The 24,563-nt window shown below is 35.5% G+C and carries 30 protein-coding genes and 1 other annotated feature; of the genes, 13 read left to right on the forward strand and 17 right to left on the reverse strand.

The features are described from left to right. The first annotated feature begins 106 nt into the window (after positions 1-106). Positions 107-724: a LysE/ArgO family amino acid transporter gene (locus FFM65_RS10775; RefSeq protein ID WP_119318808.1), complete on the forward strand. Its 618-nt coding sequence runs from the start codon at positions 107-109 to the stop codon at positions 722-724. Positions 725-879: 155 nt separating this feature from the next. Continuing rightward, positions 880-1,127 (forward strand) — a binding site (T-box leader). Positions 1,128-1,215: 88 nt separating this feature from the next. Then, a complete protein-coding gene (gene asnA, locus FFM65_RS10780) occupies positions 1,216-2,223 on the forward strand; it encodes an aspartate--ammonia ligase (RefSeq protein WP_059074937.1) in 1,008 nt (335 codons plus the stop codon). Between the two features lie 35 nt (positions 2,224-2,258). On the opposite strand, the gene FFM65_RS10785 is transcribed toward asnA, so the two are convergent. The 3 genes from FFM65_RS10785 to FFM65_RS10795 form a co-directional block, all read right to left on the reverse strand. Then, the gene (locus tag FFM65_RS10785) at positions 2,259-2,615 is read right to left on the reverse strand and encodes a hypothetical protein (RefSeq protein ID WP_119318807.1); all 357 of its coding nucleotides are present in this window, start codon (positions 2,613-2,615) and stop codon (positions 2,259-2,261) included. Positions 2,616-2,772: 157 nt separating this feature from the next. Next, a complete protein-coding gene (locus FFM65_RS10790) occupies positions 2,773-3,501 on the reverse strand; it encodes a hypothetical protein (RefSeq protein ID WP_119318806.1) in 729 nt (242 codons plus the stop codon). 9 nt (positions 3,502-3,510) lie between these two features. Beyond that, positions 3,511-3,864 (reverse strand): hypothetical protein, encoded by a 354-nt coding sequence (locus tag FFM65_RS10795; RefSeq protein WP_119318805.1) that lies wholly within the window; start codon positions 3,862-3,864, stop codon positions 3,511-3,513. 309 nt (positions 3,865-4,173) lie between these two features. Between FFM65_RS10795 and FFM65_RS10800 the strand changes: the two genes are divergently transcribed. Together FFM65_RS10800 and FFM65_RS10805 are read left to right on the forward strand one after the other, a co-directional pair. Next, a complete protein-coding gene (locus tag FFM65_RS10800) occupies positions 4,174-4,872 on the forward strand; it encodes a Bax inhibitor-1/YccA family protein (RefSeq protein WP_119318804.1) in 699 nt (232 codons plus the stop codon). 119 nt (positions 4,873-4,991) lie between these two features. Further along, positions 4,992-5,978, forward strand: a complete 987-nt coding sequence (locus FFM65_RS10805; protein ID WP_119318803.1) for a CAP domain-containing protein — start codon at positions 4,992-4,994, stop codon at positions 5,976-5,978. A gap of 90 nt (positions 5,979-6,068) precedes the next feature. On the opposite strand, the gene FFM65_RS12215 is transcribed toward FFM65_RS10805, so the two are convergent. The 5 genes from FFM65_RS12215 to FFM65_RS10825 all read right to left on the reverse strand — a co-directional run bounded on the left by FFM65_RS12215 (position 6,069) and on the right by FFM65_RS10825 (position 11,362). Beyond that, complete coding sequence (locus FFM65_RS12215; RefSeq protein WP_162897998.1) at positions 6,069-6,242, reverse strand: hypothetical protein; 174 nt, start codon at positions 6,240-6,242, stop codon at positions 6,069-6,071. A gap of 182 nt (positions 6,243-6,424) precedes the next feature. Further along, positions 6,425-8,680 (reverse strand): hypothetical protein, encoded by a 2,256-nt coding sequence (locus tag FFM65_RS10810; protein ID WP_119318802.1) that lies wholly within the window; start codon positions 8,678-8,680, stop codon positions 6,425-6,427. 158 nt (positions 8,681-8,838) lie between these two features. Continuing rightward, the gene (locus FFM65_RS10815; RefSeq protein WP_119318801.1) at positions 8,839-9,774 is read right to left on the reverse strand and encodes a metal ABC transporter substrate-binding protein; all 936 of its coding nucleotides are present in this window, start codon (positions 9,772-9,774) and stop codon (positions 8,839-8,841) included. Then, a complete protein-coding gene (locus FFM65_RS10820) occupies positions 9,771-10,622 on the reverse strand; it encodes a metal ABC transporter permease (protein WP_119318800.1) in 852 nt (283 codons plus the stop codon). Before FFM65_RS10820 ends, FFM65_RS10815 begins: the two co-directional genes overlap by 4 nt. Beyond that, positions 10,622-11,362 carry a metal ABC transporter ATP-binding protein gene (locus tag FFM65_RS10825; protein WP_119318799.1) on the reverse strand — a complete coding sequence of 247 codons (741 nt, stop codon included), beginning with the start codon at positions 11,360-11,362 and terminating at the stop codon, positions 10,622-10,624. The genes FFM65_RS10820 and FFM65_RS10825 overlap by 1 nt, the downstream gene beginning before the upstream one ends. Before the next feature lie 148 nt (positions 11,363-11,510). Between FFM65_RS10825 and FFM65_RS12220 the strand changes: the two genes are divergently transcribed. Next, positions 11,511-11,702 carry a hypothetical protein gene (locus FFM65_RS12220; RefSeq protein ID WP_170176906.1) on the forward strand — a complete coding sequence of 64 codons (192 nt, stop codon included), beginning with the start codon at positions 11,511-11,513 and terminating at the stop codon, positions 11,700-11,702. Between the two features lie 221 nt (positions 11,703-11,923). On the opposite strand, the gene FFM65_RS10830 is transcribed toward FFM65_RS12220, so the two are convergent. Both FFM65_RS10830 and FFM65_RS10835 read right to left on the reverse strand, forming a co-directional pair. After that, positions 11,924-14,455 carry a M1 family metallopeptidase gene (locus FFM65_RS10830; protein WP_119318798.1) on the reverse strand — a complete coding sequence of 844 codons (2,532 nt, stop codon included), beginning with the start codon at positions 14,453-14,455 and terminating at the stop codon, positions 11,924-11,926. 210 nt (positions 14,456-14,665) lie between these two features. Then, on the reverse strand, positions 14,666-15,154 hold the full coding sequence (locus FFM65_RS10835; RefSeq protein WP_119318797.1) for a GNAT family N-acetyltransferase: 489 nt from the start codon (positions 15,152-15,154) through the stop codon (positions 14,666-14,668). Positions 15,155-15,236: 82 nt separating this feature from the next. Here FFM65_RS10835 and FFM65_RS10840 point away from each other — a divergent pair, with 82 nt between their 5' ends. Next, complete coding sequence (locus FFM65_RS10840; protein WP_119318796.1) at positions 15,237-15,695, forward strand: nitroreductase family protein; 459 nt, start codon at positions 15,237-15,239, stop codon at positions 15,693-15,695. A 24-nt stretch (positions 15,696-15,719) separates the two neighbouring features. On the opposite strand, the gene FFM65_RS10845 is transcribed toward FFM65_RS10840, so the two are convergent. After that, a complete protein-coding gene (locus FFM65_RS10845; RefSeq protein WP_119318795.1) occupies positions 15,720-16,592 on the reverse strand; it encodes a LysR family transcriptional regulator in 873 nt (290 codons plus the stop codon). 110 nt (positions 16,593-16,702) lie between these two features. Between FFM65_RS10845 and FFM65_RS10850 the strand changes: the two genes are divergently transcribed. Next, a complete protein-coding gene (locus FFM65_RS10850; RefSeq protein WP_119318794.1) occupies positions 16,703-17,437 on the forward strand; it encodes an SDR family oxidoreductase in 735 nt (244 codons plus the stop codon). Between the two features lie 15 nt (positions 17,438-17,452). Continuing rightward, positions 17,453-17,935 carry a flavodoxin family protein gene (locus tag FFM65_RS10855; RefSeq protein WP_119318793.1) on the forward strand — a complete coding sequence of 161 codons (483 nt, stop codon included), beginning with the start codon at positions 17,453-17,455 and terminating at the stop codon, positions 17,933-17,935. 46 nt (positions 17,936-17,981) lie between these two features. On the opposite strand, the gene FFM65_RS10860 is transcribed toward FFM65_RS10855, so the two are convergent. Next, positions 17,982-18,692, reverse strand: coding sequence for an SDR family NAD(P)-dependent oxidoreductase (locus FFM65_RS10860; RefSeq protein WP_119318792.1), 711 nt, complete (start codon positions 18,690-18,692; stop codon positions 17,982-17,984). Positions 18,693-18,936: 244 nt separating this feature from the next. Between FFM65_RS10860 and FFM65_RS10865 the strand changes: the two genes are divergently transcribed. Further along, a complete protein-coding gene (locus tag FFM65_RS10865; protein WP_255311504.1) occupies positions 18,937-19,404 on the forward strand; it encodes a hypothetical protein in 468 nt (155 codons plus the stop codon). A 68-nt stretch (positions 19,405-19,472) separates the two neighbouring features. Beyond that, positions 19,473-19,631, forward strand: coding sequence for a hypothetical protein (locus FFM65_RS12385; RefSeq protein WP_245954267.1), 159 nt, complete (start codon positions 19,473-19,475; stop codon positions 19,629-19,631). Between the two features lie 123 nt (positions 19,632-19,754). Here the strand turns inward: FFM65_RS12385 and FFM65_RS10875 are convergent, their stop codons facing one another. Continuing rightward, a complete protein-coding gene (locus FFM65_RS10875; RefSeq protein WP_119318790.1) occupies positions 19,755-21,086 on the reverse strand; it encodes an RNA-guided endonuclease InsQ/TnpB family protein in 1,332 nt (443 codons plus the stop codon). Positions 21,087-21,269: 183 nt separating this feature from the next. Here FFM65_RS10875 and FFM65_RS12390 point away from each other — a divergent pair, with 183 nt between their 5' ends. Then, positions 21,270-21,467, forward strand: coding sequence for a hypothetical protein (locus FFM65_RS12390; protein WP_245954266.1), 198 nt, complete (start codon positions 21,270-21,272; stop codon positions 21,465-21,467). Positions 21,468-21,485: 18 nt separating this feature from the next. Then, the gene (locus FFM65_RS12395) at positions 21,486-21,845 is read left to right on the forward strand and encodes a dihydrofolate reductase family protein (RefSeq protein WP_245954269.1); all 360 of its coding nucleotides are present in this window, start codon (positions 21,486-21,488) and stop codon (positions 21,843-21,845) included. 83 nt (positions 21,846-21,928) lie between these two features. Here the strand turns inward: FFM65_RS12395 and FFM65_RS10885 are convergent, their stop codons facing one another. After that, a complete protein-coding gene (locus FFM65_RS10885; protein ID WP_119318789.1) occupies positions 21,929-22,438 on the reverse strand; it encodes a DUF2798 domain-containing protein in 510 nt (169 codons plus the stop codon). A gap of 197 nt (positions 22,439-22,635) precedes the next feature. On the opposite strand from FFM65_RS10885, the gene FFM65_RS10890 reads away from it, so the two are divergent. Next, positions 22,636-22,980: a hypothetical protein gene (locus FFM65_RS10890; RefSeq protein ID WP_119318788.1), complete on the forward strand. Its 345-nt coding sequence runs from the start codon at positions 22,636-22,638 to the stop codon at positions 22,978-22,980. 42 nt (positions 22,981-23,022) lie between these two features. Here the strand turns inward: FFM65_RS10890 and FFM65_RS10895 are convergent, their stop codons facing one another. The 3 genes from FFM65_RS10895 to FFM65_RS10905 form a co-directional block, all read right to left on the reverse strand. Then, a complete protein-coding gene (locus tag FFM65_RS10895) occupies positions 23,023-23,241 on the reverse strand; it encodes a cytochrome b5 domain-containing protein (RefSeq protein ID WP_162898000.1) in 219 nt (72 codons plus the stop codon). Positions 23,242-23,329: 88 nt separating this feature from the next. Then, positions 23,330-23,998, reverse strand: a complete 669-nt coding sequence (locus tag FFM65_RS10900) for an SDR family NAD(P)-dependent oxidoreductase (RefSeq protein ID WP_119318786.1) — start codon at positions 23,996-23,998, stop codon at positions 23,330-23,332. A gap of 60 nt (positions 23,999-24,058) precedes the next feature. Continuing rightward, positions 24,059-24,562, reverse strand: coding sequence for a MerR family transcriptional regulator (locus FFM65_RS10905; RefSeq protein WP_119318785.1), 504 nt, complete (start codon positions 24,560-24,562; stop codon positions 24,059-24,061). Position 24,563: the final 1 nt, after the last annotated feature.

Below are 24,563 nucleotides of genomic sequence, written 5' to 3' on the forward strand. Positions count from 1 at the left end.
TGGGTAAAGTTAATCAATTTGGATGGTTACTTTACTCTCTAACACTTATATAATCGTTAATGTCGGTAAAAATCAATACAATTTGGTTGGTAAAGGGGGACTAATCATGAACTTTTTCTTACAGGGATTAACTATGGGGATTGCTTACGATGCGCCAATCGGTTTAGCAAATTTATTCGTCATCAATTCTGCTCTGACTCAGACGCGCAAAAAGTCACTATTGACGGCAATTATCATCATCATTTTTGATGTAAGTCTAGCCTTTGCCTGTTTCTTTGGTATCGGTGCTATCATGAAAAAATTCGAATGGCTACAATTGATTATCTTGTTGGTCGGCAGTTTGATCGTAATTTATATGGGAATAAATCTCCTACGCTCGCAAACGACTGATATCAGTGCCGAAGCTACAACTGAAATGACACTTTTCAAAACCATTTCTTCAGCTTTTGTAGTCATTTGGTTCAACCCACAAGCAATTATCGACGGTTCAATGATGCTGGGAGCTTTTCAAGTGACTTTGCCTAGCTACAGCCACCCTATTTTTATCACCGGAGTGGGAATTGCTTCTGCTCTCTGGTTCATTTTATTGAGCATTATTGTTTCTAAATTTAAAGATAAATTCAACGCTAAAGTATTGAGAATTATCAATCTAATCTGTGGAATAATCATTATTCTTTACGGTGGTAAACTATTTTGGAATTTTATTACTTTGTTAATAGCGTAAAAATAGCCTCAAGTTCTCAACTGAACTTGGGGTTTTACTTATTCTTTGAGCTTTTCAATCATTAATTATCCTCTAATAATTCATGCCAAAATTAATAAAAATCAAATTTACTTGTTTACATTTTCAAAAAAGATGCTAATATTAGTGTCACAAGATAAAAAACGACAAGAAAGAGGAGTAGAATCTTCCACACTAACAGTGAGTTGGGAATGGTGAGAACCCAATTAGTAAATGGATTTTTCGAATAACACTTTCTTAATGTTTCTGGCTAAAATGAGCAATCAAAGTAAGTACAGACGTTAACCGGTACGTTACCATCGGTGGAACATGTTAGTGTTCTTATTGAGCTGGTCTATTTTATATAGGCAACTTGGGTGGTACCGCGAAGTCTTTCGTCCCAGTTATTATTAATTTAATAACTGCGATGAAAGACTTTTTTATTTTGCAAAGAATAAGGTTGACCAATCGGCCACTAATTGGAGGAAAACTATATGAACTTAATTATACCTAAGGATTATGATCCAAAATTATCTGTTAAAGAAACACAAAAAGCTATTCAATACATCCGTGAAACATTCCAAGATGAATTTGGTAAAGAATTGAATTTGTCACGTCTCTCAGCACCTATGATGGTTGAAAAAGGTACTGGTTTGAATGATAACCTTAATGGTGTGGAATCTCCTGTTTCCTTCACTATGAAAGGTCTACCTGGCGAAACTATCGAAATCGTCCACTCTTTGGCTAAATGGAAACGTCTAGCTTTGAAACGTTATGGCTTTGGTATGCACGAAGGTATCTACACAAACATGAACGCTATCAGAAAAGATGAAGATCTCGATAACATCCACTCAATCTACGTTGACCAATGGGACTGGGAAAAAATCATCGCCAAAGATGAACGTAACACTGCGGCTTTGAAGCACACTGTTCGTCAAATTTTCAAAGTTATCAAGCATATGGAACACGAAGTTTGGTACAAATTCCCTAAGGCTGTTCACCACTTGCCTGACGAAATTCACTTCGTAACAACTCAAGAACTAGAAGATAGATGGCCTGACAAGACACCTAAGGAACGTGAAGATGCTATTTGTAAAGAACTCGGTTGTGTCTTCTTAATGCAAATCGGTGGACCTATGAAGAGTGGTAAACGCCATGACGGTCGTGCCCCTGACTACGATGACTGGAAACTAAATGGTGATATTTTATTCTGGTATGAACCTTTACAACACGCCCTAGAAATCTCAAGTATGGGTATCCGTGTCAGTGAAGAATCAATGAGAGAACAATTAAAGATTGCTCATGCTGAAGACCGTGAAAAACTTCCATTCCACCAAATGTTATTAAACGGCGAACTACCATACACAATCGGTGGTGGTATCGGACAATCTCGTCTATGTATGTTACTTCTTGGCAAAGCTCACGTTGGTGAAGTCCAAGCTGCTGTTTGGCCAGAAGACTTACGTCAAAAATGTGAAGAAAACGACATTCACTTGCTATAAAACAAAAAGTCACTGATTAATTTCAGCGGCTTTTTTTAGTTGATATCAAATAATTTTTTCATAGCTTCAAAGTTATCGGGATACTTGTTGGAACCAAAAATTTCTTTACTCTTACCGTTATCAAAAGAGACCTTTAAACTCCATTGAGTACCGTCCAAAATCTCATTATCACTATATTCGTCTTGCCAATCTTCCAAATGTAAATCAGCGATTCTTTTTTGTAATGATTTGATTTGTTCTTCACTCAAATCATTTTTTACAGCCGAACCCGAACGTTCAGAATCCAGAATTCCTTTACTATATTTAAACGTTTTATTCAGCAGATCTATTTCACCAAACTCTGGCACGCCAAAAAATCCGCCTTCTTCAAAGAATAATTTAGTGATTCGCATAGTCTCACCTCTGGCTAATTTTTCTTCATTATATCAGCGCTAGCTTAATTTAAAAATAAACAGCTCTTCTCAATAAAGACTTAGCTTCGGTTAAGTATTCCGCCCTCCATAGCAAAGCAAAACAGTTGATAACATCCCACAAAAGGGGGACTAACTATTATCCCCTAACTTCCTTTAAATAGTCGCTAATTTCGTCGTACTCACCCAACTTCATAACCTTGTGAATATTTTCTTTCGTGATAGCTGAGTCGTTGGAAGAAAATTCATAGAAGTAATCAGTTAATAAATTAAATTTGGCAACTAATTCTTCATCCTCCAAGTTAGTTCTCTCACGTAAGGCTTGCATGATAACTTGAGCCCATTGATCATAATTCTTAAAAATGAAAACTGGTTTGGCACTGATTGAGAAGTCCAAAATTCGATCAATAATCAATGATGCAGCGTATTTAGCCGATTTCAAATCTACATAGCTTTTATCAGCTTTCAAAGTGGCGTCTTGATAGGCCAACAAATGCAAATCGCAAATCTTCAAATTGTCAAAATAAGTTTCATCTGCTTCATTTTTCAAAAAATCATAATATTTAACTTTTGAATCTTGGTGCAATAAGTAAAAGTAATATGAATCTAAATAATAATGTTCACTTTTGCCTGCTTTCAAATTACGCAATTCTTGTCCCAAAATATTGGTGTCCGTCGAGATAACCTCTTGAGAATAATTATTTACTTCCGGCTTCATCAGGCACAAAAATAAATTAGCCGTCTGTGGATTGCCAATAACTTGACTTGGATTGATATCTGTTTTACTAAAATCCAAAACTTCTTTATCCGCATCTAAAATTTTTTCATCTGTTTTAACCCATGGGTTGATATTTACTTTTAATCCCATAATTCCCTCCTATTTAATCCGAAATCGCCGTGCTGTACGAAAATCATCAGGCAGTCCATCCACCACGTCCCCAACTCGACAATAATCAAACAAATTATTTTGATATGAACCATTTTTATCATAAATACTAGTCACGACGAATTGATTGTCATGATTTCTACTAATTCCAATGATAAATTCAATATCTGTTAAAATAATTTGTTTCATCGTAGCTTGTTTCAAAAGTTCCAATTCCTTTGGTTCTAAAAAGAAGAAGGATGTATTTTTAACAATAATTCGATGTAATTCTGAATCATTTTCTTCCAAAGGAACTAGTAAAACTTTGCTATGCGGTTTGCCGTCTCGATCATTTTCGACTTTCATTGCGACCTCCTTTATTTCTTCAACAACCATATTTTATAAAACGGGTGTGACATATTATGTCGTTTTGCAATTTTAAAGACGAAAAATGACAATTTTTCCAACAAAAAAATTGTCATTAATATTTTTATTCAATTTTTTCAAAATATAATTGTTCAGAAAGATAATTTTCTTTGAACTAAGCATTTCAAACTACAACCTAGAACAAGTGAAATCGACTGAAAAGTAACTGAATTCAGCAGTTTCTTAATTTTACGAGAAATGTTATCCTATTGTACAATTGTTATAATAGTTAAAATAGAGGTGGATTATATGCAAACAATAGACAAAGTAAAATCCGCTGGTTTGGCTAAATTCACATCCCTAGTATATTTATATACTGGTTTGGGAATTGCCTTTTGGATGATCAGCGCACAAGCCATTGCTAATAACCAAGCATTCTCAATGGCAATATTCCAAGGAATGGCACAACATCGAATTATTTCCATGATTTTGATGATTGGTATTCCAATTGCTTTCATTAGCTTATGCGGACATTTCGCAACGAGATCATACTTCCTAACTTTTCTTAGTTACTTAGCTTTCTTGTTCACATTGTCCTTTATAGGAGTTCCAATTTTCTACATTTACTCAGCTAGAAGTATTGTTCAAATGTTATCTCTTACTTCAGTCGTCTTTATCGTTTCAGCTGCTATCGGTTTCTTTACTAAAAAGGACCTGATGAAGTGGAACCGCACTTTGATGATTGGAATTATCTCAATTATCGCAATTGAAGCTATTAACTTATTGATTTTCAGAAGTACTCCATTGATGATGTTAGTCAGTGCAGCTATCGTTATTCTCTTCTTGTTCTACATTGCTTTTGATTCTCAAAACATCAAACGTATTTATCAAAACAATTCAACTTCAAATAGTCTCGGTGCAATTGCCTTACTTGCCTCAGTTACTTTGGTGCTTGACTTCATCAACGTCTTCTTGAGCTTGTTACAACTATTTGGGGATAATAACTAGATAAAAAATCGGACATTAAATTGTTCGATTTTTTTTATTTCTCATTGAAAACCCTTTACAAATAACCTATGATTATCTTGTCCTTTAATAGGGAATTAAATATTTAGGAGGGAAATAATATGAGATTATCAAAAACTGCTTCAATTGTTGCAGCTTTAGCTCTAGGGGTTACAGGAGCCTTGACCTTTTCTCAAAGTACTGCTGATGCAGCTTCGGTTGTGACAGTCACTGCACCTAGATATGCCAGACTTTATACATCTACTGGCCAATTAGTTCAAAATCGGGCATTAGCTTACAATACACCTTGGAAAGTTGGCAAAATCATCCAAATAGATGGTGAACCTTACTACCAGGTAGCAACAAATGAATATCTCAAAGCTAGTGATGGGTCTTTGAATTATAATGCAAATCAAGTTTTGCATGGAAAAGTTGTTGGCAATGCATCAATTTACAATGACCAAACTCATTCTATCGAATCACGAATTTTGCCTAATGGTTCTGAATGGACTATTGGTAAAACAGTCCGCAATTCAAATGGCGACATCTACGCTCAAGTCTCATCACACGAATATATCAATGCAAATCAAGTTCTATTCGATGCTCCACCACAAAATACCATTGAAATTTCTGATTTTGGTCAAATTGATCCTAATGCAAATCAGAATAATAACACAAACACTGATTCGTCAGTACCAAGTACCCAAGCAGTTCAACAAGCCTTCTTGACATCTATTAATAATGAAAGAGCTTCAAAGGGAATTGCTCCCTTGACCATGGATAATTCTCTTAATCAAACCGCAATGACTCGTGCCCAAGAAATAGATTCTGTCTTTGCCCACGTTAGACCTAATGGTTCTCCTTGTTGGTCAGCTTTTCCTGGTGGGAGTAGTAATATGGAAGAAAATATTGCTGCCAGTTCTACTTACCTCTTCGGCAATTCAGCCACAAAGTTTGCCGACAACATTATGAAATCATTCAGGGCAGAAAACTTCACACCTAGTCATTACACAAATGTCATGTCAACTGACGTAACTAAAGTTGGTATTGGTGTTTACTATGATGCTAACAAACAATGGATGTACGTTGCTGAAGATTTTGCTAGCTAATAATTAGATTCTTATCATAGTTTGGTTATATAAAAATGCAGAGAAATTCCATTTTCAATGCATTAGTTGTATGTAAGTTTATTTTTTGAATTAAACAAAATAAATAATAGAACTAGGATCTAATCTGGAGCACAAGCCCTGTGATGGCTCAGCCGCCAAATTATTCTTAGCAACTTGTTGCTTAGAATAAGACCAATCTTGAAGACTTTGCCCGAACTTGGTCTTAGCAAAGGCTCCAAGTTGCGTCGGCAGCGTTCCAGCCAATCACAGGGCTTGTGCGGAAGACGGCAATTAACACTAACCAATTTTTAGTAAGAACCAATAATTATTGACGAAACGTATCTTTTGATTTAACAAAAATAAGGTAGTATTATATGTAATCTACAAAAAGACTCGAAAACATTTAGCCCTCAGCTATGATTTCGAGTCTTTTTGCTTTTTATTATTTAAATTGTGTCGGATAAAACCCAGTTCATTTTTCCAGAGTAATTTCCGATAACATTTTGTCCAGTAGTTTTTAACATGATTCCTTCAGAGTCATTCCAATTTTGCCCTACATTAGTAACTTCACGTCCGCTACCTTGCTTGTAACCTGTAGCAATCGGTACATTATCATTGTTGAAAAGATTGATTATCACGCCACTGGAACTTTTGAAAATAATATTACCCTTAAACGATGTATCTCCATTTGATAAGCCTTCATTAGAAGCTGATAACTTCCAAGGCGATGTTGTTCCATCTTTTCGACTATCTTCAACCAAAATATTCCAAGTACCCTTTCGAGGAATCAACATTGATGGTGTAGCTTGGTTAATACTTCCAAAGGAATAATCATCTACACTCAAAGCTAATCCACCGGTCTTCGTTATTACGACTGTTGAAGTTGTGGAGACATTACCTTTTTTGTCCATGACGTGAACTTTTAAAGTATTAGTTGGTTGCGTCAATTTATTGTACGGAATATCAAAATTCAATTTTCCACTAGTTGTATTCGCAACATTGGTACTATCAGCCAAAGTGAATTTATTCAATGAATCGTCATTTAACGTAGCATAAACTGTAACATCAGAATTATTTACTGTTGTTTGATCTGCATAAGATACAACACCAGTTATATTGGCATTTTTACCAACACCGACTGAAATGTTGCTTTGATCCAAATTTAGATTGATTGGCTTACTTTTTTGAATAACGAATTCTGGAGTATCTGTATCTTGAATTAAATTAGGGCTATTAAAGTTGGCATGAGCTGAAGCCACTAATGTATTGGCATACACCGTGTTAGCTACCCCATAAAGCGTAATTGTTGCATTTTTATTAGTATCATTTAATCCTTGACCAAGAGTGTGCGTAACAACTTGAGTAGTACTATTTTCTTTTGTCGTTATTTCACTAGCATAGATTGGTTCGCTTTTATCATCAGTCGCATTATTGTAAGTCACATAACCGATAATTCCATTTGAGAAAGTCACATTCGATGGCAAGTCAATTTTGGCGACATTCTCGGTCCAATCCTCACTACCACTCTTATAGCTTAAATTATAGTTAAAAGCTAAATCATCACCGGAATTAATTGTATTATCAGTACTATCATCTTTAATAGTTTTATTTTGCGTTTGGTCGACAATATTTGAAGAAACTTCACCCTCAATTTCAGAAGGGATAGATTCAAAAGCAATCAAATTAGCTTCATAGGCATCCCCGTTACTAGAGACGAATCCCCAACGCAATTTTCCACCGATTTTATTCAAAGCATCGTGTCCACCAAATTCAGTCGCTTGAACTGCAGAAGTAGTCGCCACTAAGGGATTAGCTCCTTTAGAACCATCAAGATTTTTATCATTAAATTTATAAGTAATAGTGAAATCATTAGGATGCCAGGTCAAAGTCAAATGATGCCATTTTCCATCGTGCAATTCGATGTAATTAATGCCTTGATGCAACATGGAGAAATAATTTTCCTTAAAAATCAGTCCAGAAGTATTTCTTATATACGTATTTGAACTACCAGGATAACCATAAGCAATGTGTTGACCTGAAATATTATAATCAAAGTCATCATAGGAACTCTTTGAAGAATTTGAGTTAGTATCAAATTCCAAAGCCCAACTTTTTTGGATGGCAGTATTGGCTATCTGAAGTGGATCAGTTACTGAAGTATCATTATCAATCCCCCAAACACCCATACTTTCACCTCTACCTATTTCAGTTCCCTTATGAGCAAAAGCTTTTATTCTATCGTCAGAATTCTGTAAAACAAAGGCCATCCCATCACCAAAACCGTCACTACTATTTTTGTGAGTCTTGGGTCCAAAATACATCCATAAAGATAGGGTCTGTTGTTTAGTTATATCAACATAGTTTCCACCTTCGACATTAGACCAGATGGCTCCTGCTTGATTCTTATAGGTATTCACTCTAATAGCACGAAATGGATCATAAGAAGCAGCCGTAGGTCGTCCCATAGCAGTTTCTAAGATGGCATAATTTTTTGTTCCATTATATCCACTTAAATCCCCTGGCGTAAATTGTGTCGAATCTAATCCTAAATTATTCGGCGCATCATTTAATCCTTCCATTGATTCATTCAAAGCATCCGTTTGTGAAGTTGCAAAAGAAGTCATTGGACTATCTAAAATAATTATTAAATTAAAAAATATTGCTAAAAAAGTTAAAAATAATAATTGTTTTTTCCCACTCATAGCAACCCCCATAAAGTACGTTATATTAATCACAATATCTGATTAACATAAATTTTATACCCATTAATAATAATTACAAGCAATAAATAAAATATCATTTTTAAAATAATAATTTATGATTTAATGAAAAAGTTCCCACAATTGAATGTGAGAACTTTTTATTTTAATCCTTCATAAATATGATCAATATTCCACTTCATCATCGAATAATAAGTATCCCCATCACTGCCTTCTTTAGCTAAAGAATCAGTAAATAATTTAGAATAAATCTCCAAACCAGACTCCTTCGATACTTTTTCCATTGATTTAGGTGAAACAGAAGACTCAACAAACAAGTTTTTGACGGCAGATTTTCTAATTTTACCCAAAACTCGTTGCATTTGTTCCGGCGTTCCTTGCGATTCAGTATTGATTTCCCAAATATAGGCCGGTGTCACGTGATAAGCCTTACCGAAATACTTGAACGCACCTTCTGAAGTTACTAATAAACGTTGTTTTTCAGGGATTTCTAAGTACTTTGATTGTGCTTGATGATGCAATTTTTCTAACTTAGCAATGTATTTATCAGCGTTTGCTTGATAGTAGCTGGCATTTTTCTTATCTTTTTCCTTCAAAACTTTCGTAATAACTTGAACATATTTGACCCCGTTGGCTAAATCTAACCAGGCATGCGGATCTTCTTCATCCACGTTAGTTGTCAAATGTTCCGGTGTCACTTCGCTACTAGCTGAGAAAACATCTTCATTGAATTTCTTATGTGAAGTCTCGACTAATTTATTGAACCAGCCATTCCCACCAGTTTCTAAATTCAACCCATTGTGGAAAATCACATTAGCTTCAGTTGCGGCTGAAACATCACTTGGTTGTGGCTCATACTCGTGCGGATCAGTTCCACGTTTGACGATACTGTACAATTCGATTCGGTCGCCACCAACGTTTCTGACCATATCTTCCAAAATCGAATTAGTTGTCACGACTTGTAGTTTATCACCAGCAGTTAAATCAGCGGAATGATTATCACGACTATTTAAGAAAAAGTAAACTCCACTGATCATGGCAATCACAGCGACTAAAGTTATCCAAATTCTCTTCATCGAGCCACACTCCTTTTCAATTTAAAGAAGTTTTGTTTTGGTGAAAAGATAAACGATAAAGCAAACAAACTAGCTGCCACAATAACGATTGCCGGACCAGATGCCCAGTTGAAAGTGTAACTAAAGTACAGACCAGTTATCGCTGAAATTATTCCTATGACTGCCGATAAAACTAACATAATGTTTAACTTGTCAGTCCATAAAAAGGCGGTTGCGGCTGGCGTAATCAACATCGCCACTACCAAAATAATTCCGACTGTTTGCAAAGCGGAGACAGTAACCAAAGTTAACACCAACATTAAAGCATAGTGGATAACTTGGACTTTCAAGCCGTACGTTCTAGCGTAAGTTTCATCAAATGACGTCACCAACAATTCTTTATAGAACACGACAACAAATAAGATAACTAATCCTAATACAACTGCTGTAGTCATAATGTCACTGTCACTAACTGCCAAGATATTTCCAAACAAAATATGATGCAAATTAGTGGAGCTTTCGGCCATTGAAATCAAAATAAATCCTAAAGCATAAAAAGCACTAAAGACGACCCCTATTGACGTATCAGTTTTGATTTTACTTCGTGAGGCAACAAAACCAATCAATAAAGCTGCTAGAACACCAAAGACTGATGCTCCTAATAAAATATTGATACCTAACATGTAAGCCACGGCAACTCCGGGTAAAACCGCATGCGAAATGGCATCCCCCATCAAGGACATCCCACGTAAAATAATGAAACTACCGATTATCCCTGACATAATTCCGACCATAACTGCTGTTAATAAAGCACTTTGCAGAAAGTCGTATTTGGTTAAAGCATTAAAAAATTCTACTATTGATGCCATCACTGCACACCTTCCTTTTCCGCAAACAAGACTGAAGAAAGATCTGCACTAAAAGCTCGTTCGATATTTTTTGGATTATAAACTTCATTAGTAGGTCCAAAGTCCACGATACCGTGATTCAAAATCACCAAATCATCAAAATAATCATGAACTTTATTCAAATCGTGGTGAATGACGATAATTGTCTTACCAGCATCTCGCCACTGTTTCAAAATTCTCATAATAGCTGTTTCACTCTGCAAGTCGATTCCGACAAAGGGTTCATCTAAAATGATAATTTCTGCTTGTTGGACGATTGCTCGAGCTACGAAAACTCGCTGCAATTGCCCACCAGATAAATTTCCAATTTGACGTTTAGCAAATTCCGTCAGTGAAACTTGTGCCAAAGCATCCTGTGAAAGTTTCTTCTCAGCTTTGCCTGGATTTTTAAACAAGCCTAATTTTCCATAAGTTCCAGTAAGGACGACATCAAAGACATCGATTGGAAAAGTTAAATCTAAATCCTTTCTTTGTTCAACGTAAGCAACTTGCTTTTGAACTGATTTCATTGTCTGACCATCATAGTCAATATGACCACTTTTGGTTTTGATCAGATTTAAAATTGCCTTAATGAGTGTAGATTTCCCTGCACCGTTCGGTCCAATGATTCCAGTGATCTTACCTGCGTTAAAGTTAACGGCAACATCAGAAAATACTGGTGTGTCATCGTAAGCGACAGTGAGGTTCTTAACAGTTAACATAAAGAGCCTCCATTCTTAGGCGGATTACCCGCTCTATCCAAAGAGTAACATATACCTTATGGTGTTTCAAGAAAATTATTAGGTTTACTTAACTTGAATTTTAAATATAGTTTAACTAAATATGCCGTCGTCCGCAAAAACCCTGTGATTGGCTGGAACGCTGCCGACGCAACTTGAAGCCTTTGCTAAGCCCAAGTTCGGGCAAAGTCTTCAAGATTGGTCTTATTCTAAGCAACAAGTTGCTAAGAATAATTTGGTGGCTGAGCCATCACAGGGCTTTTGCTCCCGACTAGATTTCAATTTTTATTTAGATAGAGTTAAACATATACTTCTTAAATAACAGTTCTATTTCTTTACATAAAAAAAGAAAATACTACTAAAACCACAGCAATATACTGCAATTCCAATAATATCTTCTATTAATTTTCTGAAGTAATTTATATAAAGATAGAAACCACTATCTAGTCGGGAGTGAGGTCCTGGAAAATGCTCAGCCGTGAAAGGCCGAACGGACGACGGCAGCTTAATACAAGTTAAGCTAAAAAGCTAATCTACAAAAGATTATTTATTTTCAGCAATTGCCTTATTAACAGCATCCTTTTCGCTTTCAACTAATTGAACCTTAGTTTCAACAATCTTAATATCCATCTTGATTTCACGTGTCAAACCTGGTGTATTAACTTTTGGTTCGAAAAAATCTTTAAATTCAGCCAAACGTTCTGGTGTATGGAAGATCATTGAAGTAACTGTGATGTAAGTTGAGAATTCCATATCTCCACCGACAGTCTTTTCTAGCCAGTTCCAGTCATTTCTGATCCAGTCCCAAGCATCTTGTTGTGCGTATTCGTTAGCCAAAGTTCCACGATACCATGCACGTAAGTCTTGTGGCTTGATAACATCGGCATTTTCAAATTGTTTAACGAGCTTTTGAATCAAGTTAGCATCTGGTGTGCTTGTGATAGCTACTGCCAAATCAGCTTTGTAACTAGGGTCACTTGATTTAACATAATCATTCAACAAATTATCAAACAATTCTGCACTACCATAATTCTTAACTTCATTTCTCAAAACTAGCAAACGAATGTCAGCTGATAAGGCACCTAAATTATCTTTATTATTAGTAAAGATTTCATGAGCTTGAGCTACGGCATCTTTATTCTTAGCATACAAAGCAGCATTTAGAACATAAGGACGAGTCAATTGATCATCATTTGATTCATCTTTCTTTGGTTCCCAGCCTAGACGAGCAACTTGGTTAACACTCAATTTGTTAAAGAAGGCTTTCAAGTTTTCTTCGGCTTCTGAACCTGGTGTGACGAACTTCTTCAAGTTGTTAGCTGTACGATACAAAGCGGCGTTAACAACATTTGACTTGCTATCAGAAACTTTTGTCAATAATGGCACGATTGAAGCATAAGAAATTTGATGTGCATCAGCCAACAATTGTAAGTCTTGGATGATACCAAGTTGTGAAATAGCATCAATTGAATCAATGTTTTCCAAAATGTCGCTTAACAAAGTATCGTCATATTTAACGATAAAGTGTGAGTTGTTACCGACATTTAGGCGGAATGGAACTCCAGCATCTTTATGCAATGTTTCGTAATCACCAATTGTAATTGTTTGGTCAGCCATAATCTTAGGAGCAGCACCGTAGTTACTGTTCAAAGGAATTTGCCATAGACGTCCTTCATCTTTACCGGCACCGATGAAGAATTGTTGTTGTGACAATTGAATCTTACCGTCAACGACACTAGCTGAAACCACTGGATAACCCGGTTGTTGGAGCCATGAGTGCATGATCTTACCAACATCGATACCAGAAGCATCACCTAAAGCATTCCAAAGGTCATCCCCTTGAGCATTACTATATTTGTGAGCCTCAAAGTACTTCTTCAAACCAGCACGTAAGTTGTCGTCACCTAACAATGAACGTACCATAACTAGCATACGAGCACCTTTGGCATAAACGATAGCTGAGTCAAACAAGGCATCGATTTCAGCTGGATTATTAACTTGAACGTGAACTGATTGAACACCGTCAGTCGCATCACGTTGTAAAGCAGCTGGAACATCGGATGTTTGGAACAATTCCCAGACATTCCACTCAGGTTCGATAGCATCAACAGCAACGTATTCCATCATGTTGGCAAAACTTTCATTTAACCATAAGTCGTCCCACCACTTCATAGTTACCAAGTCACCAAACCATTGGTGAGCTAATTCGTGTGTAATAACAGTAGCGACTAATTGCTTAGTATCGAGTGAAGTATTATCAGGATCGACCATCAAGTAAGCTTCACGATAAGTTACTAGTCCCCAGTTTTCCATTGCACCAGCTGAGAAATCAGGAAGTGCCAATTGCCATGAATGTGGTAGTGGATAAGGTGTTTGATAGAAGTCTTCGTAAAATTCGATGGCACGTTTAGCAATGCTCAAAGCAAAATCTAGTTCGTTAGCTTTGTGAGCCTTAGTTGCGAAAACGCCGACTTCAACGCCACTCTTAGTCTTAGTAACTTTACTTTGAAGGTCACCAAAGGCAAAAGCAATTAAGTAAGTTGACATCTTAACAGTTGTGTCAAAGTAGTGAATGCCATTTTCAGTTCTAATTTCAGGCATGTTAGCCAAAATTGTTTCGCCAGGTTTTTCATCGAACTTGATAGCCATGTCAAATTTAGCCTTAGCTTCAGGTTCATCGACACATGGGAAGGCTTGACGAGCAAAAGTTGTTTCAAATTGTGTACCAATAATTTGTTTCTTTTCGCCGTTTACTTCGTAATATGAAGGATAAATACCCATCATTGAGTCAGTAAGTTTGGCATTGTATGCGATAGTTAAAGTTGTTTCACCAGCTTGTGGTAAGTCGATATTGATAGCATCGTTGTCATCATCAGTTGTGAATGGAACATCTTTACCATCAGCTTGAACAGATTCAATATTCAAATACTTTTGGTGGATAGAAATTGATGGCACCTTAGCTTCACCATCAATAACAGTCTTACCAGAAAATTGTTTTGTGCCACGGTTGATATCGATAAAGACATCGTAGCGGCTAGGTTGAAATTTATCATAAAAACGTGTTATTTCAGTCATAAGTTCCCCTTTAATCTTTTTTTAATACACTTCTAATTAATTATAATCTTTAGTTTAGAGTAGTTTCAACAAATTTGAAATGATTTGAATCAAAATAGTACTATACTGCACTGCCGTCTTCCGCTCGGCCCTGGAAAACGCTGGAACGCTGTGGCCCCCAATTGAAATTTATTTAAGGGTATCATAATTTTTTAGACACAAAAACTTGCTCTAATCATTCAATTCTTTAACCAAGTTATACCAAGTTTCACCGGCATGTTCTGAATCGGCTATTCCGAGATTCTTGAAACCATTCTTCAAGTAAAATGGTAGATTTTTTTCCAAACTAGTTAAAGAGATACTTTCTCGTTGAGCTTTTCTGGCATTATCTTCCATTGCCTTCAACAACTTGCTGCCAATACTGTGTACTCTGAATTTAGGATCAACGGCGATGGTAAAGATAATTTGATTGCCACCGGTTGGCAAATTTTTCGGCGTGTTCTCGTACATCCAGTCTTCCACGAATTTTTCTTTGACGGCCGGTCCTACGACAAAACCCGCTACTTGTCCATCGATACGAGCTACCAAAAAAGTATCCTGTAATTTTTTAATCCGATCTTGATATTGTTCTTTGGTTCCTGCCTCTTCAGATGTAAAACCTAAGTTCTCAATTCTAACAATTTCTGGTAAATCTTTTAATGTTGCTTCAGTAATTTCCATGTGTAACCTCAATTTAAATGATTAATATTTTGATTAGTTTATACTATCATAATCATAGAGTTAAAAGAGGAGTGTTGATATTATGGAAACTGAAAAAATGATTAGTTCTCGTAAAGCTGTTCGTCAATATAGTGGTCAAATTACCGATGAGCAACTCCACAAAATTTTACTAGCTGGTAACGCCGGACCCGTTGGTATGGGTGAATATGATAATTATCGTTTGACAGTTATTCAAAAACCCGAAATTCTTAACAAAATGAGCGGAATTTACGATGCTCCAACTGTTATCGTCGTTTCAGCTAAGAATCCCGATACTATGGAAGATCTTTCTGCCGGTGCTATCGTTCACAACATGGAATTGGCCGCTGAAGACCAAGGATTAGGCGCCAATTACAATATGGCTAGTGTTGGTTCAATTCCTAGTGGCGTTGTTCCTGATGGTTTTAAAGCAGTCTTTGCTTTAACTATTGGTCAAACTTCTGAGAAATTTGTTCCACGTGAAATACCTATGGATAGAATTAAGACTAATATCGTTAAATAGAAAAAAGTGAGTAGATTAATCAGTCTACTCACTTTTTTCATTTTTCATTTCTTTTAAAAATTCTTCTGCCAACCGTGATAAAGTTCGCGATTTCTTCCAGATCAGGACAGTCTTAATCGAATCTAAGTAATTCAAACTTTTAAAAACTAGCTCCCCACTCTGATATTCAGGTTTATTAAATGTAATAGCACATCCCATCCCAGACATAACCATGGCTCGCATATTGTAATTCATATCATAAGTACCCGTAATTTCATAATCACGAACGTATTCGTCTAAATAAGACATCAATTGTGAATGAACGTCAATTTGTCTTGGTATTAATAAATTCATTCCTTTTAAATCAGCTGCCACAAAACTTTCTTTACCAAAATTATCTTCTGATCTAGGCATCACAATCCCAATTTTGTTATCAATTGGCAATGATAATTTGTTATAACGGTCTAAAGAATCATTTGTGTAAACGACCCCGAAGTCCAAAATTCCTGCATCGAGATTTTTAAAAATTTGATCCGCATCTTGGGTTTCAAAGTTAATGTTGATATTTTCGCCCTTTTTGATCAGCTCATTAAAAGTTCTTGTCAACATAGCATTAGCTTCACCTTCACCGGCCGCAACATATAAATCTCCTGACAAAACTTTTTTATTCAAAATAGCAGAAGTAGTCGATTCAACCAGACTATTAATTTCTTTAGCTCGTTCTAATAAGAAATAGCCGTCATCAGTCAAAGAAATTTCTCGTGGTCCTCTTTCAAAAAGTATTGTCCCTAATTCTATTTCTAAATCCTTAATTTGCCGTGACAAAGTTGACTGCGAAATGTGTAATTTTTCCGCCGCTGAAGTGATACTTTTATCGTTTACGATCTCGATAAAATACCGTAATACCCGTAATTCCATCTTACCCATCCTTTTTAGTCATGGTTACCATTGCAATATAACTGTTTTACATCACAACTTTTAGCATCTATATTATAAACATAAATTGATTCACAGGAGGAATTTAAAATATGGATTTATCAAATAAAGTCGTTGTAATTATGGGTGCTTCATCAGGTATCGGAGCTGCTACAAGTAGATTATTAGCTAAAGACAACGCTAAATTAGTTATTGCTGCTCGTCGTTTAAATCGTCTAGAAGAAATTCAAAAAGATTTTCCAGGGAAGATTGATGCTTATAAGGCTGATGTCACAAAATTCGAAGACGTTAAAAACGTTATTGATAAAACGGTTGAAAAGTATGGTCGTATCGATGTTCTTTACAATAATGCTGGTATCATGCCAACTGCTCCTTTAATTGAAGGTCGCCGTGATGAATGGCAAAATATGCTTCAAATCAACATCATGGGTGTACTAAATGGTATTGCTGCTGCTTTACCTTACATGGCTAAAGCTAAGAGTGGTCACATCATTACAACTGATTCAGTTGCTGGACACGTCGTTGGACCAGATTCAGCCGTATATAGTGGTACAAAATTTGCTGTTCGTGCCATTATGGACGGTCTTAGACAAGAACAAGCAGAAAACAATATTAAAACAACAATCGTTTCCCCAGGTAGTACTGGTACTGAACTATTCAATTCAATTAATGATTCTAATCAAAAGAAATTTGCTGAAGATTTCTTTGAAAACGTCGATGGATTACAACCAGAACAAATTGCTTCAGCTGTTGAATTCGCCATTGGCACAAAAGATAACATGTCAGTCAGTGAAGTAATCGTTCGTCCAACTAGACAATCTCTATAATAAGAAGGAAAAAATATGAAAACTCTACTAGTCTATTACTCAAAAACAGGTATCGTTGATAAAATGGCGCAACTTATTGCCAAAAAATTGAACAACGTTGATTTATATAGAATTCAAACTGTTCGTCAATATGCAGCAGGCATGTACGATGCATGGGATCAAGCCCAAGTTGAAATTGCAGACAATAACATGCCAGAATTATCCGGAAAATTACCGGACCTTTCTAAATATGACAATGTAATCATTGGTGGTCCCGTTTGGGGATTCAATCCATCTAACCCTATCTTGTCATACATCAGACAAAATGACTTCTCAAACAACAACATTGCTGCTTTTTGGACTTACTACGATCATGATGAAAAATACACTAGTGCCTTACATCGGGAAATACCTACTTTTGACCCCCAAAATGGACTAGCTTTGAGTATGTCATTAATGGATAATGATAAATTGTTAAATCAAAATATCGACAAATGGATCAAAAAAATTAATTTCTAATCTAAAAAATCAACTAATCATCATTGGTTAGTTGATTTTTTCATTTCTAAATTATTGTTCCTGTAATCTTAGCTAATTGCTCTAAATAATCAGCTTGTAGTTTTTCATCATCAGCTCGTTTATCATAATGACTTGGTTTTTGATGATGGAAGTATCCACCATTCAGACTTAAATCATCAGAAGTAGCCAATTTTACTTGAGTCATATAGCCTGCCGTTAAGTCATCAGTTGCCATTTGACCACCCATTTTTGTCGGTACCCAACCGGGATCAACTGCTGTCGAAATCATTTCTGGATAACGTTTGGCCAAAGCTTTTACTAGCAACACGATTTGTAACTTAGACGATGAATAATCTGTCGTCTTAGCCAAATTATTAATATCTAATTTTGCTCCAACGTGCATTCCTGACGAAACATAAATATTGCGTTTAGGTTTATTGATTAAAGCTGTTAGTAAATATGGTGCCACGTCATTTACTTTAAAAGTCAGTTCACGATCAGAAGTATAAACTCCTGCATTGTAAATAACCGTATCGAATTTTCCTAACGCATTTACTTGTTTAGCAATACCTTCGACTTCTGATTGACTGCCTAAATCACCAATGACGATATTCTTAACGTTTAATTTTTGACGAACATCTGCGGCTCGTTGGTCATTTCTAGCATGTAGAACTACTTCATTTCCATCTGCCAATAATTTTTTAGCGGCTAAGAAACCCAATCCATCGGTCGAACCAGTAATAAATATTTTTGCCATTTTACTCACCTCTTCTAATATCAAATATAATATTTTTTGTTAGTTGCGTAAAATAGTTATATCGGATGATTATCCATGACTAAAAGTAATAATCAAAAATTTCCCTTTGATTTAAAAAAATTCTAGTGATATTCTTTTAAAGTATTTACTGCGTATAATTGTTCAGCGTAAAGCACACAAAAGTGTCTTTGCGCTTTTTTTTGTGCAAAGACAAAGAAAGAGGTTTAATATTTTGGATTTTTACATGAAGCTTCCACGGAATAAAAGAGAATTTACATTGTTTATTGCAATCGTTTCAGTTCTCTCGGTCAATATCATTGCTCCACTCATTACTTGCTTTGAAGTAGGATTTAGTTTTCACACTTGGGGGCAAACTTTACAAGTTCTACCCTTTATTTGGCTAGTAGTAGTCGCATTTGTTTTAATTACCAATGCACCGGCATCGAAAGTAACTAATCAAATACTCGCTAAAGAAGACAGCTTCAATGCTCATATGATTATTAATTGCTTAGTAAATGTTCTAATGATGTCAGTCTTCTTGACCGTCATTGGAAGTTGGATCGGTACCAGACACATTTCTTGGCTACCAATTACCCAATTCTTTTACAAATGGCCTAGAAACTTCGCTATTTCATTTTTTGTTGAAGCAGTTCTAGCACAACCTTTTGCTCGTTTTATTTTGTTAAAGAAACATCAACTGGAAGAAAAGTGAAAAACCAACTTGACCTAAAGTCGACTTCAAGTAATAAGCTAAAGTCATTAAGAAAAATGGGGGAAATTATGAAAAAGCCATATATTATTTGTCACATGATGACTTCAGTTGATGGTCGTATCGATTGCAATATGACTGAGCACTTACAAGGTCAAAGTCAACTACCACCGACTAAAGTCAGTGGCTTGCGAACTTCACTAAATAGCTCATCACTACTTAATTACTAGTCTCAACTTATTCAGATAAAGCATTGCATCATAATGTCTCATGCCGTAAAGCAATCGGAATCATAACGTCTTATGCGCTAATTACCAGAACTTAGGACGTGAGTTGCCAAACGCCCGCACTTATTACTTATATATTGGACTATCTTCAGTTAATGGTTTAGTTAATTCAATCAAACCCTTAGCTAAGATATTTTTAGAAGCATTCCAATCTCTAATATGATGAGTACCACAATTAGGACATGTCCATTCTCTATCCTTGAGAGTTAGTTTACGAGTATTATTCGTACCCATTCTAAAGCCACATTCACTACATTGTTGGGTCGTATAGGCTGGGGAAATTTCAACAAAGGTACGGCCGTACATCGGAGCTTTATATTCCAACATACCTATGAATGTTCTCCAACCAACGTCTGAGATGGACATGGCTAAAGCATGATTTTTTAACATATTTTTACCCTTCAAATTCTCTCCAACTACCAAATCGTGGTTTTTGATAAGTGTAGTTGAGAGATTATGAAGGAAGTCTTTACGTTGATTTCTTACCTTAGCGTGAAGTTTAGCTACTAGTTTTCTTTGCTTCTGATAGTTTTTAGATTTCCAAAGTTTTCTTCCTTCTGATTTAGCCCGTCTAGCTCTTCGAGATAACTTACGTTGTTCTTTGGCTAATCTACCTTTGATAGAGCGGTAAAATTTAGGATTATCAATGGTATTGCCGTTACTATCAGTTAGAAAATTTTCAGTATTTAAATCATAACCAACCTGAGAGTTTGTTTTAGGTAATTGTTTTTTAAATGGTTCATCACTTTTTAATAGGAAAGAAACAAACCATTCTCCAGTTGGTAAGTGCTTAATGGAAACAGTAGCTATTCTTACTAATTGGTTAATAGGTAACTGTCTTGATAGTTTAACTTTGATACGACCAACTTTAGGTAATCTAATATGTTTGTTATCTAAAAATTTAATTGATCCGTTATATAAAGATGGCATACCACCATTTTTCTTAACCGTGATCGAATTGTAATGATTAGATGTTCTATATCCTTGATTGGGATTAGATTTACGTTTGAAGTTTGGTGCTCCAGAGTTATGTACTTTATGGAATAGATTCCAAGCTGATTTATAACTAACTAGAGCATTATTGATCATATCGCTATCAATGTCTTTATCACCTAACCATGGATACTTATCTTTAGTAATCCGAGATAATCCTGTTGGTCGAACCGTACTAGGTTTAAGTAGCTTACCGTTTTTATTGTGCCTCCAGTATTTTTTTGGAATGGGATACAGTTTATCTAACTTATTTTTAAAAATAGGTGAGTCAGTCCAACTGTTGGCAACTAACTTGTTGTAAACAAAGCGAGAAGCATTGATATTCTTCCAGAATATTTCTTCCTGTCTTCTACTAGGATACATTCTCATTTTTAAGCCCATCATATATTCCATTTCATTCTTCATCGTTTCACCTCCCTCGTATCTTTATAGACTCATTGTATACGAACGTGTGTTCAAAATCCCGTAATAAGGGTGAAATATAAGAAGTTCGATATCAAAAACTAATATATTAATAAAAAAAGAGGGCTTACCTCCCACGAATAAATTCGTGGGTATCACGCCCGGCTTAATGAATATTACGACACTTTGAAAGCTACTAAAGCTCCAACTACTATCAGTGGTCGTGTAACTGCTGAATTAGAATTAGCCCAATCTGGTAAATTCGAGTCTAAGATTAACGAAGCTTTAGGCAAAGAATCCTTCTCTAAAAAAGTAGCTGCCGATAATTACAATATCGTTATGGATACAAAAGGAACTTTACTTTGGGAAAACGATTCACAATAGAGTCATCCCCATCTCATTATCACGAGTGAAAAAGTCACAAAAGATTATTTAGAATATCTTGATTCTAAAAACATCTCATGGATTTCTACTGGTGAGAAACATATTGATTTAGCACGTGCTGTTGAAATCTTATCTACTGAATTCAACGTCGAAAGACTAGCTATCGTTGGTGGTGGAAAAATCGACGGTGGTTTCTTGGATGCTGGTTTGATCGATGAAATTAGTATTTTAATGGGACCGGGCGTTGATGGTCGAACTAATGCACCTTCTGTTTTTGATGGACGTGCAAACGATAGTCATCCATTATCTTTAAAATTACAAAGTGTTCAAAGTTATGATGACGGTGCTATTTGGATTCGTTATCAAGTTCAAAAATAATACAAAAAAATTACCGCTGCTTAATTGTCAGCGGTAATTTTTTTGTATGCTAGTTTTATCCATAACATCCTTGTATATTTAAATTAAACTTCTTCTTCAACGATTTCTTCTGCTTCAGCTTTCTTAGCAGCAACACTTTGCATCTTACCCAAAACTCCACGAGCAATAGGTCCAACGATGATCAATTGCAATGGTAAAGCAACAATCAAGTTAAAGATCCAAGTGTGACCATAAGTAGCTAATACGTGGCCATTTGATAATTCACCTTCAACGGTAATACCGAAGAATGACATCAATGTTACCATTCCTAGAACCATCAAAACTGAGATTGTAATACCGATTAAAACGGTATTTTTCTTCATATAATCATTAATAATGTATTTGAAAGCCAATCCTTTAGCAATTGGTCCAACAATCAATAAATCTAAGATAATCGCAACGATCAAACCTAGTGGATAACCTTTTAAAATTTCCATAACTAGTCCACTACTTAATCCCTGTGCCATTGCGACGTTGTAACCTGTCATTACTAACACCATCAATCCGGCCATAATGGCTGTGAATACAACTTCTTCTTTTAAATTACGTGGCATATATTTCCCACACTCCTATTTTTTTATCAGCGAATATAAATATACCACGTTAAAAATTTCTTCATAAGTTACAATTTGATTACAATTTCAAAAAATCGCTTGCATTTTTAAATGAAAACGTACTCATTCTAATTAGATTGACAAAAGGCCTTTTCCAACTCAAACTAGGTATAAATAGAAGAAACGTAGGTACAAAAATGGACAAACAAACTAAGTTCGTTAAATTATCAAATATCGGCTTGGATAACTTGGAATTATATAAAAAGGTAGAAACTGGTTATTTGGATAATGTGTGTTATTTATATACTAACAAAAACAGTCGCAGCGCCTTTGTTGCCATGAACTCAACTCAAAAAGTTTTGGATTTTTACAAATTCTACACTTCAATGGATAAAGACGACATCATCGACAAGATCAAAGCTATTTTTAGTAATGACGAAGCAACTGATTTCAAAAAGGAATTCGAAAATACTAAAGAATTCACTTTGACAGATAACGTTGTGGTTGAATTGCCATTTGATAATGGTGTGTTCAAAATATAAAAAAAGCTCAGTTAGAAATTTCAATCTAACTGAGCTTATTTTTTATTTTAATTTTCCAACTTCATTTAATTTAGCTAAAACAGAATGCTTATGTGGTGCGTGATTAATTACTTCCGAGAGATCCTGACCGGCAACATTTCCGTGGTGTTCTCCACCTTGCCAAGGATCAACATCAGTAACATCATAGATAATCCCATCAATTGCAACATAGGCAGGTCGACCTTCCTTTCCATCAAACTTCTTTAATTCGTCTAACGTCATTTGCTTATCTGGCACATCTACAACCTCACTTTCCTTCTATTTACATCCTTATTATTACACGTTCCTATACAGGCTACATGCAATATGCTCACTCAAATTCAGACTGTGAAACGTGCTCTGGGTAGAAGGCTTCTACTTGATTACGTTTTTCTAATAAATTCCAATATGTTTGAGCTACTTTGTCTGGGGCCATCTGATCTGACGAACCGATGATTCCTTGAATAGTTACTAAACCAACAAAAATATCATCTTGAGCCACTTCTTTGTGCAAAGTATAAGCATAACTTCTCAAAGCAGCCTTAGTTAAAGACAACGTTGAAGCTTTATCGGACGGACGAATGGCTGCTCCACCACCAGTAAAAATAATCGAACGTGGTAAATTTGGATTAGTGCTCTCAATAAAGGATTTAGCCGCATTGATAGCACTCAAAACGTTAGTTTCAAAAATATCCCCAATCAAACCGACGGTACTAGACAATGCATTATCCAAATGTTTATTACCAACATTGAAAACTAAATTATTGATTTTCCCATCTTGCATAATTAATTGTTGGATCATTTTATCTGTGCCCGCAAAGTCATTGACGTCACAAGCATAGTTAGCGGCCGCAATATGTTCTTTACGTAATTCTTTAGTAGCAGTATCTAGCTTATTTTGGTCACGTGATACTAAGACTATTTTTTGACCGTGCTGTCCGTATGATTTTGCAACTTCCAAACCGACACCACTATCTGCACCGATTACTATTGTTGTCATAATATTGCCCCCTCAAGCCAATTATAAACACAAAAAAGACCCATCAATTGATGAATCTTCTTATTTATTACGATAATCTTTAACATTAGAAAATCTTTTCAGTTCATCCAAATTATTTTCATCTTCTAGATGTTTAGTATACTCTTCTGCTAAATTCGGAATAACTTCATTCGTATCTTTTACAAAGTGAATAGTTTCTGTACCTGCATCAACTGCAGTTTTATAATACCATTCTTTAAATTTCAAATAACTCATCGTATCTTGTAAATCGGTTATTTGTTGTTGAAGATCTTTTCTATGTTCTTCTAAAAGATTATATCGTTGCGTTAAAGTGCTATCGCCTTGTAATCTAAACTTAATAAATTTAGAAATATCAGCCACCGACACGCCAGCATTTTTTAAACAAATTATTGTTCTCATTAAATGAATATCATTATCAGTGAATTCTCTTCTACCAATTTCATTTCTCTTCACAAACGGCAATATACCAGATTTATCATAGTAACGAATAGTGTCAATCGTTACACCTAATATTTTAGAAACTTGACCAATGCTATAAGTCATT

It is taken from the genome of Companilactobacillus formosensis (genome assembly GCF_005405305.1).
GTDB lineage: Bacteria > Bacillota > Bacilli > Lactobacillales > Lactobacillaceae > Companilactobacillus > Companilactobacillus formosensis.

Bases quoted from the DNA above. Each gene is read 5' to 3' on its own strand.
- FFM65_RS10775 (WP_119318808.1), top strand. From the start codon at position 107: ATGAACTTTTTCTTACAGGGATTAACTATGGGGATTGCTTACGATGCG.
- asnA (WP_059074937.1), top strand. From the start codon at position 1,216: ATGAACTTAATTATACCTAAGGATTATGATCCAAAATTATCTGTTAAA.
- FFM65_RS10785 (WP_119318807.1), bottom strand. From the start codon at position 2,615: ATGCGAATCACTAAATTATTCTTTGAAGAAGGCGGATTTTTTGGCGTG.
- FFM65_RS10790 (WP_119318806.1), bottom strand. From the start codon at position 3,501: ATGGGATTAAAAGTAAATATCAACCCATGGGTTAAAACAGATGAAAAA.
- FFM65_RS10795 (WP_119318805.1), bottom strand. From the start codon at position 3,864: ATGAAAGTCGAAAATGATCGAGACGGCAAACCGCATAGCAAAGTTTTA.
- FFM65_RS10800 (WP_119318804.1), top strand. From the start codon at position 4,174: ATGCAAACAATAGACAAAGTAAAATCCGCTGGTTTGGCTAAATTCACA.
- FFM65_RS10805 (WP_119318803.1), top strand. From the start codon at position 4,992: ATGAGATTATCAAAAACTGCTTCAATTGTTGCAGCTTTAGCTCTAGGG.
- FFM65_RS10810 (WP_119318802.1), bottom strand. From the start codon at position 8,680: ATGAGTGGGAAAAAACAATTATTATTTTTAACTTTTTTAGCAATATTT.
- FFM65_RS10815 (WP_119318801.1), bottom strand. From the start codon at position 9,774: ATGAAGAGAATTTGGATAACTTTAGTCGCTGTGATTGCCATGATCAGT.
- FFM65_RS10820 (WP_119318800.1), bottom strand. From the start codon at position 10,622: ATGGCATCAATAGTAGAATTTTTTAATGCTTTAACCAAATACGACTTT.
- FFM65_RS10825 (WP_119318799.1), bottom strand. From the start codon at position 11,362: ATGTTAACTGTTAAGAACCTCACTGTCGCTTACGATGACACACCAGTA.
- FFM65_RS10830 (WP_119318798.1), bottom strand. From the start codon at position 14,455: ATGACTGAAATAACACGTTTTTATGATAAATTTCAACCTAGCCGCTAC.
- FFM65_RS10835 (WP_119318797.1), bottom strand. From the start codon at position 15,154: ATGGAAATTACTGAAGCAACATTAAAAGATTTACCAGAAATTGTTAGA.
- FFM65_RS10840 (WP_119318796.1), top strand. From the start codon at position 15,237: ATGGAAACTGAAAAAATGATTAGTTCTCGTAAAGCTGTTCGTCAATAT.
- FFM65_RS10845 (WP_119318795.1), bottom strand. From the start codon at position 16,592: ATGGAATTACGGGTATTACGGTATTTTATCGAGATCGTAAACGATAAA.
- FFM65_RS10850 (WP_119318794.1), top strand. From the start codon at position 16,703: ATGGATTTATCAAATAAAGTCGTTGTAATTATGGGTGCTTCATCAGGT.
- FFM65_RS10855 (WP_119318793.1), top strand. From the start codon at position 17,453: ATGAAAACTCTACTAGTCTATTACTCAAAAACAGGTATCGTTGATAAA.
- FFM65_RS10860 (WP_119318792.1), bottom strand. From the start codon at position 18,692: ATGGCAAAAATATTTATTACTGGTTCGACCGATGGATTGGGTTTCTTA.
- FFM65_RS10865 (WP_255311504.1), top strand. From the start codon at position 18,937: ATGAAGCTTCCACGGAATAAAAGAGAATTTACATTGTTTATTGCAATC.
- FFM65_RS12385 (WP_245954267.1), top strand. From the start codon at position 19,473: ATGAAAAAGCCATATATTATTTGTCACATGATGACTTCAGTTGATGGT.
- FFM65_RS10875 (WP_119318790.1), bottom strand. From the start codon at position 21,086: ATGAAGAATGAAATGGAATATATGATGGGCTTAAAAATGAGAATGTAT.
- FFM65_RS10885 (WP_119318789.1), bottom strand. From the start codon at position 22,438: ATGCCACGTAATTTAAAAGAAGAAGTTGTATTCACAGCCATTATGGCC.
- FFM65_RS10890 (WP_119318788.1), top strand. From the start codon at position 22,636: ATGGACAAACAAACTAAGTTCGTTAAATTATCAAATATCGGCTTGGAT.
- FFM65_RS10895 (WP_162898000.1), bottom strand. From the start codon at position 23,241: ATGACGTTAGACGAATTAAAGAAGTTTGATGGAAAGGAAGGTCGACCT.
- FFM65_RS10900 (WP_119318786.1), bottom strand. From the start codon at position 23,998: ATGACAACAATAGTAATCGGTGCAGATAGTGGTGTCGGTTTGGAAGTT.
- FFM65_RS10905 (WP_119318785.1), bottom strand. From the start codon at position 24,562: ATGACTTATAGCATTGGTCAAGTTTCTAAAATATTAGGTGTAACGATT.